The 19,514-nt window shown below is 70.8% G+C and carries 17 protein-coding genes; 3 read left to right on the top strand and 14 right to left on the bottom strand.

Features of this window, described 5'->3' with window-relative positions:
* Nucleotides 1-452: 452 nt before the first annotated feature.
* The 4 genes from tyrS to CXQ92_RS16830 are packed head-to-tail and all read right to left on the bottom strand — an operon-like array spanning nt 453 to nt 5,311.
* Entirely contained in the window at nt 453-1,757 is a 1,305-nt protein-coding gene (gene tyrS / locus CXQ92_RS16815) for a tyrosine--tRNA ligase (RefSeq protein WP_104169002.1), read from the bottom strand.
* Nucleotides 1,758-1,787: 30 nt separating this feature from the next.
* The gene (locus tag CXQ92_RS16820; protein ID WP_104168937.1) at nt 1,788-4,040 is read right to left on the bottom strand and encodes an AAA family ATPase; all 2,253 of its coding nucleotides are present in this window, start codon (nt 4,038-4,040) and stop codon (nt 1,788-1,790) included.
* 51 nt (nt 4,041-4,091) lie between these two features.
* A complete protein-coding gene (locus CXQ92_RS16825; protein ID WP_104169003.1) occupies nt 4,092-4,619 on the bottom strand; it encodes an adenine phosphoribosyltransferase in 528 nt (175 codons plus the stop codon).
* A gap of 50 nt (nt 4,620-4,669) precedes the next feature.
* Nucleotides 4,670-5,311 (bottom strand): DNA-3-methyladenine glycosylase, encoded by a 642-nt coding sequence (locus CXQ92_RS16830; protein WP_104169004.1) that lies wholly within the window; start codon nt 5,309-5,311, stop codon nt 4,670-4,672.
* A 95-nt stretch (nt 5,312-5,406) separates the two neighbouring features.
* Here CXQ92_RS16830 and CXQ92_RS16835 point away from each other — a divergent pair, with 95 nt between their 5' ends.
* Both CXQ92_RS16835 and CXQ92_RS16840 read left to right on the top strand, forming a co-directional pair.
* Complete coding sequence (locus CXQ92_RS16835) at nt 5,407-6,942, top strand: DNA-3-methyladenine glycosylase 2 family protein (protein ID WP_104168938.1); 1,536 nt, start codon at nt 5,407-5,409, stop codon at nt 6,940-6,942.
* 49 nt (nt 6,943-6,991) lie between these two features.
* Complete coding sequence (locus CXQ92_RS16840; protein WP_104168939.1) at nt 6,992-7,537, top strand: methylated-DNA--[protein]-cysteine S-methyltransferase; 546 nt, start codon at nt 6,992-6,994, stop codon at nt 7,535-7,537.
* 13 nt (nt 7,538-7,550) lie between these two features.
* Here CXQ92_RS16840 and CXQ92_RS18300 read toward each other — a convergent pair whose 3' ends face one another.
* Both CXQ92_RS18300 and CXQ92_RS16850 read right to left on the bottom strand, forming a co-directional pair.
* Entirely contained in the window at nt 7,551-9,467 is a 1,917-nt protein-coding gene (locus CXQ92_RS18300; protein WP_181033725.1) for an ABC transporter ATP-binding protein, read from the bottom strand.
* Nucleotides 9,468-9,557: 90 nt separating this feature from the next.
* Nucleotides 9,558-10,610 carry an FAD-dependent monooxygenase gene (locus tag CXQ92_RS16850; protein WP_104168940.1) on the bottom strand — a complete coding sequence of 351 codons (1,053 nt, stop codon included), beginning with the start codon at nt 10,608-10,610 and terminating at the stop codon, nt 9,558-9,560.
* Nucleotides 10,611-10,663: 53 nt separating this feature from the next.
* On the opposite strand from CXQ92_RS16850, the gene CXQ92_RS16855 reads away from it, so the two are divergent.
* A complete protein-coding gene (locus tag CXQ92_RS16855; protein WP_146067505.1) occupies nt 10,664-11,212 on the top strand; it encodes a TetR/AcrR family transcriptional regulator in 549 nt (182 codons plus the stop codon).
* An 81-nt stretch (nt 11,213-11,293) separates the two neighbouring features.
* On the opposite strand, the gene CXQ92_RS16860 is transcribed toward CXQ92_RS16855, so the two are convergent.
* The 8 genes from CXQ92_RS16860 to argB all read right to left on the bottom strand — a co-directional run bounded on the left by CXQ92_RS16860 (nt 11,294) and on the right by argB (nt 19,506).
* Nucleotides 11,294-11,818 (bottom strand): nuclear transport factor 2 family protein, encoded by a 525-nt coding sequence (locus CXQ92_RS16860; protein WP_104168942.1) that lies wholly within the window; start codon nt 11,816-11,818, stop codon nt 11,294-11,296.
* Between the two features lie 162 nt (nt 11,819-11,980).
* Entirely contained in the window at nt 11,981-12,658 is a 678-nt protein-coding gene (locus tag CXQ92_RS16865; RefSeq protein WP_104168943.1) for an NADPH-dependent F420 reductase, read from the bottom strand.
* Nucleotides 12,659-12,895: 237 nt separating this feature from the next.
* Complete coding sequence (gene argH / locus CXQ92_RS16870; protein ID WP_258070033.1) at nt 12,896-14,362, bottom strand: argininosuccinate lyase; 1,467 nt, start codon at nt 14,360-14,362, stop codon at nt 12,896-12,898.
* A gap of 74 nt (nt 14,363-14,436) precedes the next feature.
* Entirely contained in the window at nt 14,437-15,639 is a 1,203-nt protein-coding gene (locus CXQ92_RS16875; protein ID WP_104168945.1) for an argininosuccinate synthase, read from the bottom strand.
* A gap of 99 nt (nt 15,640-15,738) precedes the next feature.
* Complete coding sequence (locus CXQ92_RS16880) at nt 15,739-16,278, bottom strand: arginine repressor (protein WP_104168946.1); 540 nt, start codon at nt 16,276-16,278, stop codon at nt 15,739-15,741.
* Nucleotides 16,275-17,240 carry an ornithine carbamoyltransferase gene (gene argF, locus CXQ92_RS16885; RefSeq protein WP_104168947.1) on the bottom strand — a complete coding sequence of 322 codons (966 nt, stop codon included), beginning with the start codon at nt 17,238-17,240 and terminating at the stop codon, nt 16,275-16,277. Before argF ends, CXQ92_RS16880 begins: the two co-directional genes overlap by 4 nt.
* Nucleotides 17,237-18,520, bottom strand: a complete 1,284-nt coding sequence (locus CXQ92_RS16890) for an acetylornithine transaminase (RefSeq protein ID WP_104168948.1) — start codon at nt 18,518-18,520, stop codon at nt 17,237-17,239. Before CXQ92_RS16890 ends, argF begins: the two co-directional genes overlap by 4 nt.
* On the bottom strand, nt 18,517-19,506 hold the full coding sequence (gene argB / locus CXQ92_RS16895; protein ID WP_104168949.1) for an acetylglutamate kinase: 990 nt from the start codon (nt 19,504-19,506) through the stop codon (nt 18,517-18,519). The genes CXQ92_RS16890 and argB overlap by 4 nt, the downstream gene beginning before the upstream one ends.
* Between the last annotated feature and the right edge of the window lie 8 nt (nt 19,507-19,514).

Here is a 19,514-nt window from a genome sequence, read left to right on the forward strand (position 1 = left end):
AAATTCAACCAATCAAAAAACAATCGGTATCAACAAACTTGGCACACTATTGAGTTCTCAAACAACAGGAACAACCGATTACTCACGGAACCCGACGCTCACACGCCCACTCGGCTCCGCTTTCCCTCGCCGTTATGTTCACAGCTTATTTCACTTTCTTTTCCCCTGTCAAATCCCCCGCCGTGACCTAAACCACCAGCAAAAAGAAATACGACAAAAGAACAAACCCACCACAAAAAGAAGCCGAATTCGACCACGCCTCACAGCGCACGAACCGACCACAGAATTTGAAGGGGATGGCCACCCACACCGGGGCAACTCCATAACTATACGGCTGCTCGGCCCCCGCACCAAATCCACCTGGCGTCCACCTGCACGAGGTGGGCCCGGTCATGGGAGGAGCCGGCACACCCCGCGGGGCGTGCCGGCTCTCCGGGTCGTCGCGGGGCCGGTCAGGCCACGTCGATCATGGCCAGGTTGCGCTTGCCGCGGCGCACGAGGAGGTAGCGGCCGTGCAGCAGGTCGTCCTCGCCGATGACGTGGTCGGCGTCGGTGATCTTCGCGTTGTTCACGTAGGCGCCCCCCTCCCCGATGGTGCGACGGGCCGCGGAATTGCTCGCGGACAGGCCGGAGGCGACCAGCAGGTCGACGATGCCCAGTCCGTCCCGGGAGACCGCGACGGAGTCGAGTTCGGCCGTCGCCGCCTCGAGGGTCGCGAGGTCGAGGGACCCGAGGTCGCCCTGCCCGAACAGGGCCGCCGATGCGGCGATGACCTTCTCGGTCGCGTCGACGCCGTGCACCAGGGCGGTGACGTCATAGGCGAGGGCTCGCTGCGCCGCCCGCTCGTGCGGCCTCTCCGCCATCGCCTGCTCGAGCGCTTCGATCTCCTCACGGCTGCGGAAGGTGAAGATCCGCAGGCGCTCGGCGACGTCGGCGTCGGAGGTGTTCAGCCAGAACTGGAACATCGCGTAGGGGCTGGTCATGGCGGCGTCGAGCCAGATGGCGTTGCCCTCACTCTTGCCGAACTTGGTGCCGTCCGAGTTGGTGATCAGGGGCGTACCGATGGCGTGCACGCTCCTGCCCTCGACCTTGCGGACGAGGTCGGTGCCGCTGGTGAGGTTGCCCCACTGGTCGGACCCGCCGGTCTGCAGCACGCAGTCGTAGTCGCGGAACAGCTGCAGGAAATCCATGCCCTGCAGGATCTGGTAGCTGAACTCGGTGTAGCTGATGCCCTCGTCGGAGTTGAGCCGCTTGGCGACCGTCTCCTTCCTGATCATGGTGCCGACACGGAAGTACTTGCCCACATCGCGCAGGAAATCGATGACGCTCATCGGGCCGGTCCAGTCGAGGTTGTTCACGATCCGCGCCTTGTTGCCCCCCTCGAAGTCGAGGAAGCGGCGCACCTGGGCCTCGAGGGAACCGACCCACTCGGCGACGGTCTCCTTCGTGTTCATGGTGCGCTCCGCCGTCGGCCGCGGGTCGCCGACGAGGCCGGTGGAGCCGCCGACCAGGCCGAGGGGACGGTGGCCGGCGAGCTGGAGGCGGCGCATCGTCAGCAGCTGCACCAGGTTGCCGAGGTGGAGGCTCGGGGCCGTGGGGTCGAACCCGCAGTAGAAGGTGATGGACGGACCCGCCAGCAGTTCCTTCAGCTCGCCCTCATCGGTGGAGACATGGATCAGACCGCGCCACACGAGCTCGTCGTGGATGCCGTCGAAGGAGGGATCGTTGCGCTGGCCTGCGAGGCCACTGACCGGGATATCTGTTTGCTGGGACACGAGTCCAAATTATCAGTCGGCAATACCAGCAGGAATCCGGCCGCTCGAGATGACGCGGAGGCGCTGCGTGGGGCGGGTCATCGCCACGTAGAGGTCGCCGACCCTGGCCGTCGCGGAATCGAGCATCTCCTGCGGTTCGAGGATCACGACGCCGTCGAATTCCAGCCCCTTCGACCCGCGCGGACTGATCACCACGATGTCCTGGCCCGGCCCGCCCGCACCGGAACCGACGCGCTCCCCGTACGCGGGCGCCAGGGCGTCGCGGACGGCAGGCAGCAGGTGGTCCGGCGCGATGACGGCGAGCAGGCCGCCGTCGATGGCCGCCAGTTCCTCGGGCATGGCCTGTACCAGGGCCGCCACGGCGTCGTCCACCGTGTCCAGGAGCGGCGGGAAGCGTCCCTCGCGCACCGCCTTCGGCGCGGACACGACGAGCCCCGCCGCATTCGCCATGCGCACCGCCGCCTCGGCGATCTGCGCGGGCGTGCGGTAGTTGACGGTGAGCTCCTCGAGCTGCCAGCGGTCACGCACGAAGGGTTCGAGGGCCTGCTGCCAGGACCGCGATCCCGCGGCCGAGCTGGTCTGCGCGATGTCCCCCACGATGGTGAAGGACTTCAGCGGGCAGCGCCGCATCAGCAGGCGCCACTGCATCGGGGAGAGTTCCTGGGCCTCGTCGACCACGATGTGCCCGTAGGCCCAGGTGCGGTCCCCTGAGGCACGCTCGGCGGCCGAGAGCCGGGTGGCGGTCACGGCGTTGTGCTGCGCGAGATCCTCGGCGGTCAGCACCCCGTCCACCCCGGCATCCTCGAGGGAGGCGTTGACGTTCTCGAGGGCCCGCTCGGCGTTGGCGAGATCGCGTTTCTGCTCCTGCTCGCGGGCGGCGGTGTCGCGTCCGGCCGACGGGTCGAGGTCCCCGAGCAGCTCCGCCGCCTCGTCGAGCAGGGGCACATCCGCTTCGGTCCAGGGGGCGTCCGCGGGCCGGGCGAGGACCGCCAGTTCGTCCTCGTCCAGGTGGGGGGCCGCCGCACGCAGCAGCTCCGGGCGTGCGAACAGTTCGGACACCAGCTTCTGCGGGGTCAGGGGCATCCAGGCGAGATTGAGGGCGATGCGCACGTCGCGGGAGCTGCGGACGTCCTCGGCGAGATAGGAGCGGTCGGCGTTGTTGCCGCCGCCGGAGGATTCCTCGAGTTTGTCCAGCAGCTGCTCGGTGAGCTCGCGGAGGAGGATCTTGACGAAGGTGACGCGCGCTTCGTTGTGGGGTTTCCCGGTCGCCCGGGCACGCTCACGGGCGCGGGCCACCTGCCGCGGGGTGAGGGTGAGCAGGGTGCCTTCGACGTTGAGACGCTTGTTCTCGGACGGGACACGCTCGCGGTTCGCGACGGCGTTGCGGATGACCCCGGCCATCTCCAGCCGGCCCTTGAGGGCTGCCGCGGTCTCGTCCGCTTCCTGGACGGTCCTGACGCCGGGCATCAGGGTGCCGATACCCGCCATGACGACGCCGGTCTCGCCCAGGGACGGCAGGACGCGCTCGATGTACTTCATGAAGGCGTCGGTGGGTCCGACCAGCAGCACGCCGGCGGATTTCAGCCGGTCACGGTGCGTGTACAGGAGGTACGCGGCGCGGTGGAGAGCGACGGCCGTCTTGCCCGTGCCCGGACCGCCCTGGACCACGGTCACCCCCGGCAGCGGCGCCCGGATGATGCGGTCCTGCTCCGCCTGGATGGTGCCCACGATGTCGGACATCTGGCCGGTGCGCCGCGTGTTCAGCGCGGCGAGCAGGGCGCCCTCGCCCTGCAGCGAGTCGTCGTCGCCGAGGAGGTCCGCGTCGAGGACGTCGTCCTCGATCGCAACGACGTCGCGCCGCGAGAGGATCAGGTGGCGGCGGCGGCGTACGCCCATGCGCTCGAAGGCCGTCGCCTGGTAGAACGTGCCGGCCTCGGGGGCCCGCCAGTCGACCATGAGCTGCCGGAGGTCCTCGTCGGAGAGGCCGATGCGGCCGATGTAGCGCTTGTCGCCGTCGTCGAGGTCGAGGCGGCCGAAGACGAGGCGGTCGTCGACGGCGTTGAGCTGCGCGAGGCGGTCCTCGTACATCGTCGCGAAGGCGTCCCGCTCCGACCTGTTCTGGTGGGATCCGGCCGCCTGCGTGCGCCGGACCTCGGCGAGCTGGAGGGCCTTCTCCGCACGGAGTTCATCGAGACGCTGGTACAGGCCGTCGACGTAGCCGCGCTCGTGCTCCAGCTCGGCCTTGGCCTGGGACGTCTCGTGCATCGGACATTTCCTTCCATCAAAGGCAGACCGTCAATTCTAGCGTGGTGGACGCTACACGGTTTCGAGCGCGTGCACCCGCCGGCCCGCCAGGGCGTCGCGTCCGGGGAGGTCCGCGAGCTCCAGGACCACACCGCACCCGACGACGACGGCGCCGGCCTGTTCGAGCAACGCTCCCGCGGCGACGAGTGTTCCCCCCGTGGCGAGGACGTCGTCGAGCAGGAGCACGCGCGTCCCGGCGGGCAGGTCCGACTGGTGGATCTCGAGGGACGCCTGACCGTATTCGAGGTCGTAGGACTCCCGGTACACGGCGCGGGGCAGCTTGCCCGCCTTACGGATGGTGACGACGCCGGTGCCGGTCGCGTAGCCGACGGCGGCGGCGAGGAGGAAACCGCGGGCCTCTACCCCGGCGACGGCGTCGAACTGGCCCGCGAAGGCCTCGACGAGCGCGTCGACGACCGCGCGGAAGCCCTGCGCGTCGGAGAAGACCGGCGTCAGGTCCCTGAACATGATGCCGGGCGACGGGAAGTCGGGGACCACCGCGCAGAGGCGGTCCACGGCCTCCCGCGCCTGCGCTGCCAGTCGGGACGCGCCTGCGGCCTGCACCGGGGGGAGGTCCGTATCGCTGATATTCACGGATCAACCTTACGGGCTGCGCGGGGCTTTCCCGGACGGTACCGGGAGACCGTTGGCTCCTCCGGCAGCCAGAAGCGCCACGGATACTCCTCCGTCCCGGCAACGCCGCTGACCCCCACGCGCGGGCCACTGAGGACCGCCGTCGCGGGCACCTCCGGCAGGACCAGCAGGAAGGGGGGCGCGAGCACGTCCGCGCCGTCGTTCCGGCGGTCGAGGCCGAGCGCCTGTGCAAGGCGTGCGGGTCCCCGGGCGAGGTCGAGGTCCGTCGACGGATGCGAGCGCCGATCGCGGGCGAGGCCCGTGCCGTCGACGATCTCCCCCGCCCGGAGGAGCAGTCCCGTGGCCCACCCCTCGTTCCCGCACACGATGTTGGCGCAGTAGTGCATGCCGTAGGTGAAGTAGACGTAGAGGTGCCCGGCGGGTCCGAACATCGTTGCGTTCCGCGCGGTCCTGCCCCGGAACGCATGGGAGCCCGGATCGTCCGGGCCGAGGTAGGCCTCGACCTCCGTGATGCGGACGGTGACCTCGCCGTCGTCGGTGCTGTGTGTCAGGTGCGCGCCGAGGAGCGACGGCGCGACCTCGAGGGCACTGCCCCCCAGTCGTGCGCGGGTGTCCGGGTGCGTCCTGCTCTCATCGATCACGCTTCGACCGTAGCAAAGGCGTCACCCGCCCCGCCGTCCGCCGTGTCCGAATCCCGCTAGTATGGAGCCCGGCCGGGTGGCAGGATGGCGGCATGGACTTCTTGCAGCAGTACAGGGCGATCGACGCCCGGGACGCCCGCTTCGACGGGCAGTTCGTCACCGCTGTCTCGAGCACGGGCATCTACTGCCGGCCCTCCTGCCCCGCCCGGACGCCGAAACCCGCCAACGTCACCTTCTTCCGCACCTCCGCGGCCGCTCACGAAGCCGGGTATCGCGCCTGCAAGCGGTGCCTGCCCGAGGCCGTTCCGGGGGATCCCGAGTGGAATCTCCGCAGCGACGCGGCGGCCCGCGCCATGCGGCTCATCGCCGACGGCGAGGTGGACCGCGCGGGCGTGCCCGGCCTGGCGGCGCGGCTCGGCTACTCCCCCCGGCAGCTCAACCGCATCCTCACGGACGAGCTCGGCGCCGGAGCGCTCGCGCTGGCCCGCGCACACCGCGCCCAGACGGCCCGCACCCTCCTCACCGCCACGACGCTCCGCTTCGCGGACGTGGCGTTCGCCGCGGGCTTCGGGAGCATCCGGCAGTTCAACGACACCGTCCAGCAGGTCTTCGACCTCACCCCGGGCCGGCTGCGCGAGGCCTCACCCCACCGGCCCGGGACGAGCCGCTCGCCGGTGCCGGAACCCGGTGGGCCGCTCCGCCTCTCCCTGTCCCTGCCCGTGCGGCTGCCGTACGACAACGGCATTTTCCGCTTCCTCGCCGCCCGCGCGGTCGCCGGTCCGGAGATCGGTACTGCGACGAGCTACGAACGCCTGCTCCGCCTGCCGGCCGGGCCCGCGTGGTTCAGGGCCGACCCCGTCGAACCGCGCGGGAACGGGCGGGCAGCGCTGCCCGTCACGGTCTCGGTGGCGGGGCTGGCAGACCTCCCGCCCCTGCTCGGCCGTATCCGGCGGCTGTTCGACCTCGACGCCGACCCCGTGGCGGTCGATGCCGCGCTGTCCCGCGACGCCCGGTTCGCCGCGCTGGTCGCGGACCGGCCGGGCCTGCGCCTGCCCGGGTCGCTGGATCCCCACGAGATGCTGATCCGCGCGATCGCAGGCCAGCAGGTCACGGTGGCTGCGGCGACGACGGCCCTCGCCCGGCTCACTGCGGCGGGGCCGGCGGTCAGTGTTCCGGGCACCGGCCTGGACCGCTTCTTCCCCTCCGCCGAGGACCTCGCCGCCTTGCCCGGGCCCCTCCTGCGGGGGCCGCGTCGGCGTGACGCTGCGCTGCGCGCCGCGGCCGAGAAGCTCGCCTCCGGGACCCTCGCGCTCGGGATCGGCTCCGATGCCGCCCCGCTGCGCGAGGATCTGCTGCGGCTGGACGGCGTGGGACCCTGGACGGCCGACTACGTCCTGATGCGCGTGCTCGGCCACCCGGACATCCACCTCCCGGGCGACGCCGCCGTCCGGGCAGGCTGGGCCCGGGTCACGGAGGGCTCGACCCCAGGAGGTTCCGCTGTCGCCCTCGAGGCCGCGATGGCCGACGTCCGGCCCTGGCGCTCGTACGCGACCCTGCACCTGTGGCGGACCGCCCCGGCACCGACCGCCCTCCCGGCCGCCGGGAGAACCGTCGATGACGCCGCCTGACCACCTCGCCACGTACCCTGGACCGACCCACCGAACGGATGCCACCGCCATGAGCGCAACCCTCGCCCCACCCGCCGCCCTCCGCGGCGCCACCACCGAGACCGTCGACACGCCCGACGGCCCCTTCACCGTGATCGAGGCGGAGGGCGCGGTCCTCTCGTCCGGCTGGACCTCCCTCCGGGAAGACCTGGTCGGGCAGATCCACCCGAGCCTCCTGGCCGCCCGCTTCGACCCTGCCGCGTCGGCCCTGCGACCCATCCTCGACACCGTGGCCCGCTACTACGACGGGGACGTCGACGCCATCACGGCGGTGCGGGTGCGACAGGCGTCCGGTCCGTTCCGTACCCACGCCTGGGACGTCCTGCGCACGATCGCCCCCGGCGCACCGGTCACCTACCTCGAGTACGCCGCCCGGGCGGGCAACCCGACCGCGGTCCGGGCCGCGGCGGGAGCGTGTGCGAAGAACGCCGCCGCGCTCTTCGTCCCCTGCCACAGGGTCATCAGGACGGACGGCTCGCTGGGCGGCTTCCGCTGGGGGCTGCCGGTCAAGCAGCGGCTCCTCGACCGGGAGGCCCGTTCAGCGCCGGCCACCTGACCCGCCGGGCGCATCAGGCGTGGGCCACCAGGCGCTGCCGGGCCGCCATGTCACGGTAGAGGTCGCTGCTCTCGAGGAGTTCATCGTGCGTGCCGACCGCGGCGACCCGCCCCTGGTCCAACACCACGATCTGGTCGAAGTCCGCCACCGTGGACAGGCGGTGGGCGACGACGACCACGGTGCGATCCCGTGCGGCCTCTCCCAGCGTCTGCTGGAGCAGCTGCTCGGTCCGCGAATCGACGGCCGACGTCGGCTCGTCCATCAGCAGGACGGGACGGTCGGCGAGGATCACGCGGGCCCACGCGAGGCGCTGCCGCTGGCCGCCCGAGAGCCGGATCCCGTCCTCGCCCAGGTTCAGGTCCAGGCCGTCGTCCGACCGATCCCCCAGCGCGTCGAGGCCGACCGCCGCGAGGACGCGGCGGAGCTGGTCGTCCGTGGCGTGCGGGGCTGCCAGCCGGAGATTGTCCGCCAGGGTGCCACTGAGGACGGGGGCCTCCTGCTCCACGAGGCCGATGCGCGCGCGCAGCTCCGAGCGCGGGATCGCCGGCAGCGCGACGCCGTCCACCACGATGCTGCCTGCTGTCGGTTCGTAGAACCGCTCCAGCAGGGCCAGCACCGTGGACTTGCCGGCACCCGAGGGCCCCACGAGGGCCGTCCTGCTGCCCGCGGGGACGGTGAAGCTGACGCCGTCGAGGACCGGCCGGCCGGCATCGCCGTCCCGTCCGCGCCCCTCCGGGGTGCCGGGCACCACCGGAGAGACGGGTGACACCGGGGAGACGGGTGACACCGGCGAGGCCGGCCCGCTCGCTGCCACCGGTCGCTCGTTCGCGGCACCCACGGCGGGGTCGAGGTCATCCGCGTCGTCGTCGCCGTAGCGGAAGCTGACCTCGCGCAGTTCGATGGTGCTGCCGTGGACGGGGGGCGACGGTTCCGGTGCGCGTGCGACGAGGCGCTCCTCGTCCGCCCGTTCCGGCTCCAGCCGGGCGATCTCCTGGATGCGGTCCAGCGCCGCGAGGCCGGACTGGATCTGTACGAACGCGCTCATGGCGGACCCGATGGGCATCACGAGCAGGAACAGGTACAGGATGAAGGCGATCAGGTCGCCGAGCAGCAGTTCACCGGCGGCCACCCGGATCCCGCCGACGGCCAGGACCACGATGAATGCGCCCTGGACGCAGATGGACATGATGGGCTGGACGGCGGCCTGGAGGCGGGCCATGGCGATGCCGGCGTTGTAGGCCGTGGTCGCCTCGACGTCGATCACCGCGGCCTCGCGGTCCTCGGCGACCGACGCCTTGATGGTGCGGATGCCGGAGAGCCCCCGCTCGACGGCGGCGGTCATCGAGCCGACGGCGTCCTGGACGTCGCGGCTGCGCTTGCGGATGAGGCGCCCGAGGAACACGACGCCTCCCGCTCCCAGCAGGACGGCCGACAGCGTGATGCCGAACAGCAGGGGGTCGATGAGGACCATGAGGACGACGGCCGCGCAGAACATCAGGATGGAGGAGACGATCTCGAACAGGCCGGAGGTGATGACGCTGCGCATGAGAGTGGTGTCCGAACCGACCCTCGACATGAGGTCGCCGACGCGGCGGCGGTCGAACTCGCGGATGGGCAGCGCGAGCAGTTGTCCCACCAGGGACCGGCGCACCCCGAGGACCACGGACTCCGCGGTGCGCTGCAGGAGGTAGGACTGGGCCGCCCCGAAGACGGCTCCACCCAGGGTGATGGCGACGAGGAACCACACGAAGACGGTGGAGGGGCGGTTCGCTGACACGGCGTTGACGAGCTGCTGGACCATGAGGGGTTGGGCGATCGAGAGGCCCGTCGAGACGAGGGAGACGACGGCGACCAGCACGAGGACGCGCACGTGCCCCCGCAGGTAGGGGAAGAATTCCCGGAGCGTGGCGCGCGGGGCGGTGGGCTGCATGCTCACACGATGCGCCGGGCGGTGCGCGGTGTCAAAGCACTTCGCGGCGGGCGTAGCGGGGCCGGCGGGGTCCGCCCGGGAAGGATCCCACTACGCATCGGATCGTGGCCGGGCGTGATCGCCGGGTGTCGTCGGGATCGTCTGCCCCGGCGCGCAATGGATGAGGGTGTGCACGGCGAGGGATGCGGCCGCGGTCAGTTGGGTGACCCGGCGCCGGGACCTGTCGTAAGCGGCCAGTGCGCGGTCCACGCGGTCGTGCGCCTCGAGGTTGCCGACCAGGGACAGGGCGTCGAGGATCGCCTCGTTCGCGCCGCGCCCGAGGTCCGGCGTCATGGCATGGGCTGCGTCACCGATCAGGGCCACATTCCCCAGCTGGTACCGCGGCAACCGGCGTGCCAGGTGATGGATGTCGTGTCGCAGGACACTCCCCTCACCGATGCTCGCGACGGTCGCGGCCACCGCCCCGTCCCAATGCCCGAACAGCCTCTGAAGCTCCTCGGACTCCTCCTGCCCTGACATGCGGCGGGCCGGTGGCACCGTCGCCGTCGCCGTCGCATACCAGTTCGTTCCCCCGCTCGGCCTGCCACTGATCCCGAAGCGACGTCGCTGGCCCCAGTACTCGGTCAGACCGGCGGTCGTCACCTCGGCTGTCCCCCGCCACACCGTGGTGCCGGTCGCGGTCGCGCGGTACGCACGGCCGAAGAGTGCGCCGCGCAGGGTGCTGTGGACGCCATCTGCTCCGACGACCAGCGCGGCGTCCGCGCACGCACTGGCAAGATCGCCTGCCACCAGGGGGTGACCGAGGACGAGCGCCGGCTCCGGCAGGGAGTCCCGGAGAAGGCCGGCGAGGTCCGCCCGCTCGATCAGGACGGCCCCGGACGGGGGCCGGGACGGTGAGATCGGCAGACCTCCGCGCGTGCGGAGCTGCAGGCCGGTGAGGGGGATCGCCCGAGCGTCGATCCCGGGGCCGAGCCCGAGAGATTCGAGTCCGTTCACTGCAGTCCGCTGCAGCAGGACCGCCGTGCCGGAGGCGCGCACTGTCTGTTCCTGCTCCAGCACCTGAACCGACCACCCCGCACGGTGCAGACCGACGGCGACGGTGAGTCCAGCAATGCCCGCGCCCACAACTGTCGCTGTCGTCATGCCGCGAACGTACTACGTTTGTAGTTCCTGCACAACAGGTGTAGTTTCATCGGGTGGAACGTCGAGAAGTGCTGTGCAGCGCTGCCGTGTCCCTGCTCGCCGCAGGGGGGCCGGGCGCGCTCACACACCGCGCCGTGGACCGCACGGCGGGCGTGCCGCTCGGCTCGACGTCGAACCTGTTCAGGACACAGGAGGCTCTCGTGAGCGCCGTCGTCGACTTCCTGGTGCGGGCGGATCACCGGGAGCTGGGGCGGCTCCGGAGTGGGAGTCCCGGGACAGCGGATGACGTGGCGGCACCTTTGGCCCGCTTCGCGTCGGCAGCCGGGACCACCGGCCGCGACCATGCACGGGCCAGGCAGGCACTCCTGGTCCACGCCTCTGACACGCCGTCGTCCGCAGCAGCCCTCGCGGAGGGGCGGCAGCGACTCTTCGCCTGGGGTACGGACGCTCTGCGATCCATCGGCGTCAGCCGACCGGAGGAGAAGTCCGCCCTGATCGTCGGGATGGTGGACGGGATGATCAGCGCCACGGTATTCATGGGTCTTCCGGTCGAGGAATCGGCGTTGGCCTCCGCGATCCGTGCCATCATCACCGATCCGTGAGGCTGGACGCCCAATCTGCAGGCGGGGGCTGCGAAGGGTTTCCAGAGTCCCGCGACCGCCTGCGCGGTGAACCGCCACTCGTCAGCGATCCTCGTGCGCGCGATCATTGGGGACTGCTCGATCGGGTTCGTCCTCAGGGCGACCGGCATACCACTCATGGAACTCGGTACACCGGCCCGAGTCGTCGAACCGGAGGAACCAGATGTTGTCGTATGCCGTGACCACCCGGTCACTCTCCGGCTGGTAGAAGACGGTCCTGCCATGGGCGACGACCCGGACGCCCTCAATGGCGACCGGATGGTACTTGGCGTCGAAGGACTCGCCCACGAAGTCGTCACGCTCGCTCATCCACTCAGCGACGATCCGGTCGCGTCCTGATGCTCGCGTCTGGAAGGGGTAATGCCAGACAGCACCCTCCGACCATAGATCTGAAATGGCTCCTTCGTCGTAGCTCTTCCACGCCGCCACATACGCATCGAGCCACTTCTGCGCGGCGGGCCTGGTGATCGGCACCGGTTGCATTGGAGCGTTGTGCCACTCCGGTTGCTCCAAGAAGTCCGTCATCCTCGCATCGTAGCCAGGGAACCGCCCGTGGAGGTCGTCCATCGCCCGATCGCCGAACGTTCGGGGCGGGCGTTGTCGTGCAACAGGTCGGCGGTGGGTGAGGTTGCCCCGCTCAGAGCCGTGTGCACGATGTGGATGGTGATGGGAGGGAGCATGATCTCGCCACGGAGGTTTCCCGGTTCGGGTACGGAGGAACCGTCGGGTTCAGCGGACAATCTTGAAGTTGAAGGCAGGTGTGCCGAGAGCACTGTAGAGGCGGAGCCAGACGGGCAGGAGCATCTCGGTGCCTCGGGCGGTGGTGATATCACCGAGATCGATGATGTCCTGGTGGCCGAACTCCTCCAGCAGGGTCGTCACGATGTGCTTGGCGTCGGCGTCGTTCCCGGAGACGAAGACGGTGCCGGCCTCGGGCAGGTTCCCCGGATGGGCCATGAGGTCTGCCGTGACGGCGTTGAGCGACTTGACGACGCGGGCGGTGGGGAAGGCGCGCTGAATCTGCTCGCCGAGAGAGTCTGTGTCCTTGACGAGCAGGGTCGGTGGCATGCCGCGGCTGAAGTCGAGGGGGTTGGCGAGGTCGAGGACGACCTTGCCGTCGAGGCCCTCCATCCCGACCCGAGCCAGCGCGTCCATGGACGCACTGCCGTTCGTCGCGTTGATGACGATCTCCGCCCCCGAGGCAGCATCAGCGAAGCCGCGCACAGTGACGTCGGGGTTCGCGGCCGCCCAGTCGGCGAAGGGTGCGTTGCCCAGGGCGTCGGCCTCCTTGCGGGCAAGCGTGGCCTGGGCATCGCGGGTGCCGAGAGTGACATCGTGCCCCAGTTCGATGAGCCGCGCGGCAAGCGTGCGCCCGACGGAGCCGGTTCCGAGGATAGCGATTCTCATGGCGTGATCTCTCCTCCGGGGGTTCTCCGAGTCGTGCACCGACCCCGATGTGACGGATCGTCCTCGAAATTCTGTGACGGATCGATCGGTCTGTCCAGCTGGAGGCAGCGGGTTCGGTGAGGGAATTGGGAGGAGCGGGGGTGCTGGTGGCGCGTAGGACGGGCCGTCACCGGCATGAGCGACGACGGCGCGGCCCCAGGAGGAGCCGCGCCGTCGTCGGTGGCCAGGAGTGGGCCGTCAGCCGGCGGCGTACGCCTCGACGCCGTCGAGCTCGGCACGCAGCGCGGTGAGCTGGCGTCGGACGGCGGCCGGAGCCGTACCGCCCTGCGCGTCGCGGCTGGCCAGCGATCCTTCGACCGTGAGCACCTCGCGCACCGCGGGCGTCAGGTGCGCGGAGATCCCGGCGAACTCCTCATCGGTCAGGTCCCACAGCTCCACACCGCGCTGCTCGGCGATCCTGACGGCGGCGCCCGAGAGCTCGTGCGCCTCACGGAACGGCACGCCCTGACGGACGAGCCACTCGGCGATGTCCGTCGCGAGGGCGAAGCCCTGAGGGGCGAGGGAGGCCAGGCGCTCCGTGTCGAACACGAGGGTCGCGATCATGCCCGAGACCGCGGGCAGCAGGACCTCGAGGGTGTCGACGGCGTCGAACACCGGCTCCTTGTCCTCCTGCAGGTCCCGGTTGTAGGCGAGGGGCAGTCCCTTCAGTGTGGCGAGCAGTCCCGTCAGGTCGCCGATCAGCCGCCCCGCCTTGCCGCGCGCGAGCTCGGCGACGTCGGGGTTCTTCTTCTGCGGCATGATCGACGAGCCGGTCGAGAAGGCGTCGTCGAGCGTGACGAAGGAGAACTCCTTCGTGGCCCAGATGATGATCTCCTCGCTCACGCGGGAGAGATCCACCCCGATCATCGCGGCGATCCAGGCGAACTCCGCGTAGACGTCCCGCGACGCCGTCCCGTCGATCGAGTTGTGCGTCGCGGAGAAGAATCCGAGGTCAGCGGCGACGGATTCGGGGTCCAGGCCCAGCGAGGACCCGGCGAGGGCGCCCGAACCGTAGGGTGAGACCCCGGCACGCCGATCCCAGTCCTGTAGCCGCTGCACGTCCCGCAGCAGGGCCCAGGCATGGGCCAGCAGGTGGTGGCTCAGCAGCACCGGTTGGGCGTGCTGCAGGTGCGTGCGTCCCGGCATCGGCACCTCGAGGTGGGCCTCGGCCTGGTCGACCAGGGCACCGATCGTCGCGAGGACGCCGCGGGCGATGATCCGCGCGTGGTCCCGGAGGTACATGCGTCCGAGCGTCGCCACCTGGTCGTTGCGGGAACGGCCCGCACGCAGCTTGCCGCCGAGCGCCGGGCCGGCACGCTCGATGAGGCCGCGCTCGAGCGACCCGTGGACGTCCTCGTCGCTCGGCGCCGGCGCGTACGCGCCGGACCGCACGTCGGCGTCGAGACGGTCGAGGGCGTCGATCATCCCGGCGAGCTCGCCGTCGTCGAGCAGGCCGGCGCGGTGGAGCACGCGGGCGTGGGCGCGGGAGCCCTCGATGTCGTAGACCGCCAGCCGCCAGTCGAAGTGCGTGGACTTGCTGAGCGCGGCGAGGGCGTCGGCGGGGCCGCCGGCGAACCGGCCGCCCCACAGCGAACCCTCGTTCGTCCCCGGGCGCCCCCCGACCTCGCTTCGCTCGGCCGGGGACCCCTGCGCTCGTGGGCCCACCGGGCGCCCCCCGACCTCGCTTCGCTCGGCCGGGGACCCCTGCGCTCGTGGGCCCACCACGGGCTCTTGAGCCATCAGGCGCCCGCCCGCTGGTCCCGGCTCGAGGCCACCTTGGAGGACAGGCCGAAGATCTCGATGAAGCCGCGGGCCATCGACTGGTCGAAGGTGTCGCCGGAATCGTAGGTCGCGAGGTTGAAGTCGTAGAGCGCGACGTCGGAGCGGCGGCCGGTGACGGTCGCGCGGCCGCCGTGGAGGTCCATGCGGATGTCGCCGGTGACGTACTTCTGCGTGTCGTCGACGAAGGTGTCCAGCGAGCGCTTCAGCGGCGAGAACCACTGGCCGTCGTACACCAGTTCGGTCCAGCGCTGGTCGACGGTCTTCTTGAAGCGGGCCTGCTCGCGCTCGATGGTGACGTTCTCGAGTTCGCGGTGCGCGGCGATGAGGGCCATCGCGCCGGGGGCCTCGTAGATCTCGCGACTCTTGATGCCGACGAGGCGGTCCTCGACGATGTCGATGCGGCCGATCCCCTGGGCACCGGCCCGGCGGTTGAGCTCCTCGATGGCCTGCAGCGGCGTGACGGTGTTGCCGTCGATGGCTACGGGGATGCCCTCCTTGAAGGAGACGATCACCTCGTCGGCGGCGGGTGGGAACTCGGGCGACTCGGTGTAGTCGTAGACGTCCTTGGTGGGTCCGTTCCAGATGTCCTCGAGGAACCCGGTCTCGACGGCGCGGCCCCAGACGTTCTGGTCGATGGAGAACGGGTTCTTCTTGGTGGTCTCGATGGGCAGGCCCTTCTCCTCGGCGAAGGCGATGGCCTTGTCGCGTGTGAGGGCGAGGTCGCGGACGGGGGCGATGCACTTCAGGTCGGGGCCGAGGGTCTGGATGCCGACCTCGAAGCGCACCTGGTCGTTGCCCTTGCCGGTGCAGCCGTGGGACACGGTCGTGGCGCCGAACTGACGCGCGGCGGCGACGAGGTGCTTGACGATCACGGGCCGGGACAGCGCGGAGACGAGGGGGTAGGCGTCCATGTAGAGCGCGTTCGTCTTCAGGGCGGGCATGCAGTAGTCGGTGGCGAACTCCTCACGGGCGTCGGCCACGTAGGCTTCGACGGCGCCGCAGCCGAGCGCGCGCTGGCGGATGGTCTCGAGGGATTCGCCGCCCTGTCCGACGTCGACGGCCACGGCGATCACCTCGGCCCCGGTGGCTTCGGCGATCCAGCCGATGGCTACGGAGGTGTCGAGTCCGCCGGAGTAGGCGAGGACGATGCGTTCGGTCACGGGAGGTGCTCCTTCGATTGTCCGGGCGGTGCGCCCGTGGGTGTGTTGATGTTCAGGGTGTCATGCCGCGGCCGGCGCAGGGCCGGGCATCATGACGGATCAGGACGGGTCGGCGGGCCCTTGCGGTTCCTGCGCGAGTCCGAGGAAGCGGTCGGCGACGGCGGCGCCGCCGTCGGGGTCGCGGCTGACGAGCATCACGGTGTCGTCGCCGGCGATGGTGCCGAGGATCGTGGGCATCACCGAGTGGTCGATGGCCAGGGCGAGGAAGTTCGCGGCTCCCGGCGGCGTCCGCAGGATGACGATGTTCCCCGAGGCCTCCGCCGTCACGAGCAGTTCGTTGCACAGCTTCGCGAGCCGCGCGTCGAGGATCTCCTGGGACACGCCGCTGCGGGCGTGCCGGCCGCCGCCCTCCACGGGCACCGCGTAGATCAGCGCGCCCTCGGCTCCGCGGACGCGCACGACGCCGAGCTCCACGAGGTCCCGCGACAGCGTCCCCTGGTTGACCTGCACGCCGTCGGCGGCGAGCAGGGTGGCCAGCTCCACCTGCGAGCGCACGGACCGGGCGGTGAGGAGGTCCGTGATGAGGGCGTGCCGGGCGGTCTTCGTGGTGAGGCGGGCGGAATCGCGCTGCACGGTCATGAGCCGCTCCCCTGCCCGTCGGATCGGGCGGACCGCTGCACGAGCCATGTCATGAGCGCCTTCTGCGCGTGCAGCCGGTTCTCGGCCTCGTCCCAGACGAGCGACTGCGGGCCGTCGATGACGTCGGCGGCGATCTCGTAGCCGCGGTAGGCGGGGAGGCAGTGGAGCACGACGGCGTCGGGCGCGGCCAGCGCCATGGCGGCGGCGTCGACGGCGTAGGAACGGAACAGCTCCTGCCGTGCCGCCTTCTCCTTCTCCTGGCCCATCGACACCCAGGTGTCGGTGGCGACGACGTCGGCCCCTGCGAGCGCGGCGGCGGCGTCCACGGTGACGAGGACGGACCCGCCGGTCTCGGCCGCCCGATCCTCGGCCGCGGCCACGACCGCCGGGTCGGGGAGGTAGCCCTCGGGCCCGGCGATCCGGACGTGCATCCCGGCCGTGGCCCCGGCGAGGAGGTAGGAGTTGGCCATGTTGTTGGCGCTGTCCCCCAGGTACGTCAGGGTGAGCCCGGCGAGCGTGCCCTTGTGCTCCCGGATGGTGAGCAGGTCCGCGAGCAGCTGGCACGGGTGGTAGTCGTCCGAGAGGGCGTTGATGACGGGGACGCTCGACGCCGCGGCCATCTCCTCGAGTCCGGCCTGGGCGTAGGTGCGCCACACGATCGTCGCGACCATCCGGTCGAGGACCCTGGCGGTGTCGGTGATGGATTCCTTGTGCCCGAGCTGGGAGTCCCCCGCCCCGATGATCAGCGGCACTCCGCCGAGGTCCGCGATGCCGGCGGCGAAGGACACCCGGGTCCGGGTGGAGGTCTTGTCGAAGATGACGGCGACCGTCCTGCGGCCCGCGCCCTCCCCCGCGAACGGCGCATGGGCGTAGGGCTTCGCCTTGAGTTCGACGGCGAGGTCGAGGACCTCGGTCTGCTCGGCGGGTGAGAGATCCGTGTCGACGAGGAAGTGGCGCGTCATGGGGTTGCCTCCCGGGTGTCGGAGTGTGCGGTGCGGGCGGTGGTGAGGATGGCGGGCAGGGCGTCCAGGAACGTCGCTGCCTGCTCGGCGGTGAGGATGAGCGGAGGTGCGAGTCGAAGGGTCGAGGGCCCCGTCGCGTTGATGATGAATCCTGCGGCGAGCGCCGCCTGGACCGCCTCCGGTGCATACTCGCCGTCGACGTCGAACCCGATGAGCAGGCCCTGGCCGCGCACCGCGGTGACCCCGTCGGTGGCTGCGAGCCGCGAGGCGAGGAGGGCGCCGACGTCGGACGCGTGCTGCAGGGCGCCCGTCGTCTCGAGGACGTGCAGCGTGGCGAGGCCCGCCGCGGTGGCCACGGGGTTCCCCCCGAAGGTGCTGCCGTGCTGGCCCGCGCCGATCAGCGAGGAGGCGTCCTCGCCGAACGTGACGAGCGCGCCGATCGGGAAGCCGCCGCCAAGGCCCTTGGCGAGCGTCATGGCATCGGGGACCACGCCGTCGACCCACTGGTGGGCGAACCAGCGGCCCGTCCGCGCGACGCCGGACTGGACCTCGTCGAGGATCAGCAGCGCCCCGTGTTCGCGGGTCAGCTCCCGCGCTGCACGCAGGTACTCGGGTGAGAGGGGCCGGACGCCGGCCTCGCCCTGAATGGGTTCGATGACGAGCGCTGCCACGGAGGAGTCCATGGCGGACCTGAGTGCCTCGATGTCGTCGAAGGGGATGTGCTCCACGCCGCCGGGCAGGGGCTCGAAGGGTTCGCGGTAGGCCTTCTTGGACGTGAGGGCGAGGGCCCCCATGGTGCGGCCGTGGAAGGCGCCGTCGAGGGCGAGGATGCGCTGCCGCCCCGGTGTGCTGTTGCGTCGTGCGAGCTTGACCGCCGCCTCGAGGGCCTCCGCACCGGAGTTGGTGAAGAACACGCGGGACCCGGTGGGCGCCTCGGCGAGGGCCAGGAGCTTCTCGGCGAGCGCCACCTGCGTGGGGCTCGTGAAGAAGTTGGAGATGTGGCCGAGGGTCGCGAGCTGGCTGGAGACGACGGAGGTGACGAAGGGGTGCGCGTGCCCGAGGGCGTTGACCGCGATGCCGCCGAGGAGGTCGAGGTACTGCCCGCCGTCGGCGTCCCACACGAAGCAGCCGGATCCGCGCACCAGCACGCGCTGCGGCGTCCCGAAGACGCCCATCAGCGAGGAGCCGTAGCGGGCCAGCCAGTCCGCGCCGGACGTCCCGCCGGTGAGCAGGTCCGCGGTCTCGTGGACGGCTGTGGTGTTCACTGTGGTGTTGTTCATGCTGCCCCTTCGGGAGCCGTGGGCTGCGGGGTGACGGTCGTGTCGTCGGGGACCACCTGCGTGCCGATGCCCGCCGTGGTGAAGGTCTCGAGCAGCATCGAGTGGGCCAGCCGCCCGTCGACGATGTGCGCGCGCTCCACCCCGGCCTCGACGGCCTGCAGGCATGCCGTCATCTTCGGGATCATGCCGGATTCGAGGCTGGGCAGGAGCTCGCGGAGTTCGCTCGCGGTCAGGGAGGAGATGAGGGAGCTGCGGTCCGGCCAGGCCGCGTAGAGCCCCTCCACGTCGGTGAGGATCACGAGCTTCGAGGCCCCGAGGGCGGCGGCCAGCGCCGCGGCGGCGGAATCGGCGTTCACGTTGAGGACCTGCTGCACGGCCTCGCCGTCGGCGTCGTACTCCGGGGCGACGGTGGAGATCACGGGGATGCGCCCGGCCTGGAGGATGTCGAGGATGGCGCCGGGATGGACGGCGGTCACGTCACCGACGAGCCCGAGATCCACGGTCTCGCCGTCGACGACGGTCCCGGTACGGACCGCGCGCAGCAGCCCGCCGTCCTCGCCGGACAGGCCGACGGCATAGGGGCCGTGGGAGTTGATGAGGCCTACGAGTTCGCGGCCCACCTGGCCGGTGAGGACCATCCGGACCACGTCCATGGCTTCGGGGGTCGTCACGCGCAGGCCGCCCTTGAACTCGGACTCGATGCCGAGTTTCTGGAGCATTGCGTTGATCTGGGGGCCGCCGCCGTGCACCACGACGGGCCGGATGCCCACATGGTGGAGGAAGACGACGTCCTCGGCGAAGGCCCGGCGCATCTCCTCGTTCACCATGGCGTTGCCGCCGTACTTGATGACCATCGTGGTGCCGGCGAACCGCTGGATCCAGGGCAGCGCCTCCACCAGTGTGGCGGCCTTGTCCTGCGCCTTCAGGGTCGAGGCCGACGGCGTCGCCGTCGGGTGCGTGTCGGTGCTCGTGTCACTGCTCGTCATGGCGTCTC

Origin of the sequence: Arthrobacter sp. SX1312 (assembly GCF_002929295.1) — a bacterium.
In the GTDB taxonomy this organism is placed as follows: domain Bacteria; phylum Actinomycetota; class Actinomycetes; order Actinomycetales; family Micrococcaceae; genus Arthrobacter_D.

Bases quoted from the DNA above. Each gene is read 5' to 3' on its own strand.
- CXQ92_RS16820 (WP_104168937.1), bottom strand. From the start codon at position 4,040: ATGCACGAGACGTCCCAGGCCAAGGCCGAGCTGGAGCACGAGCGCGGC.
- CXQ92_RS16835 (WP_104168938.1), top strand. From the start codon at position 5,407: ATGGACTTCTTGCAGCAGTACAGGGCGATCGACGCCCGGGACGCCCGC.
- CXQ92_RS16840 (WP_104168939.1), top strand. From the start codon at position 6,992: ATGAGCGCAACCCTCGCCCCACCCGCCGCCCTCCGCGGCGCCACCACC.
- CXQ92_RS18300 (WP_181033725.1), bottom strand. From the start codon at position 9,467: ATGCAGCCCACCGCCCCGCGCGCCACGCTCCGGGAATTCTTCCCCTAC.
- CXQ92_RS16850 (WP_104168940.1), bottom strand. From the start codon at position 10,610: ATGACGACAGCGACAGTTGTGGGCGCGGGCATTGCTGGACTCACCGTC.
- CXQ92_RS16860 (WP_104168942.1), bottom strand. From the start codon at position 11,818: ATGGACGACCTCCACGGGCGGTTCCCTGGCTACGATGCGAGGATGACG.
- CXQ92_RS16865 (WP_104168943.1), bottom strand. From the start codon at position 12,658: ATGAGAATCGCTATCCTCGGAACCGGCTCCGTCGGGCGCACGCTTGCC.
- CXQ92_RS16880 (WP_104168946.1), bottom strand. From the start codon at position 16,278: ATGACCGTGCAGCGCGATTCCGCCCGCCTCACCACGAAGACCGCCCGG.
- argF (WP_104168947.1), bottom strand. From the start codon at position 17,240: ATGACGCGCCACTTCCTCGTCGACACGGATCTCTCACCCGCCGAGCAG.
- CXQ92_RS16890 (WP_104168948.1), bottom strand. From the start codon at position 18,520: ATGAACAACACCACAGTGAACACCACAGCCGTCCACGAGACCGCGGAC.
- argB (WP_104168949.1), bottom strand. From the start codon at position 19,506: ATGACGAGCAGTGACACGAGCACCGACACGCACCCGACGGCGACGCCG.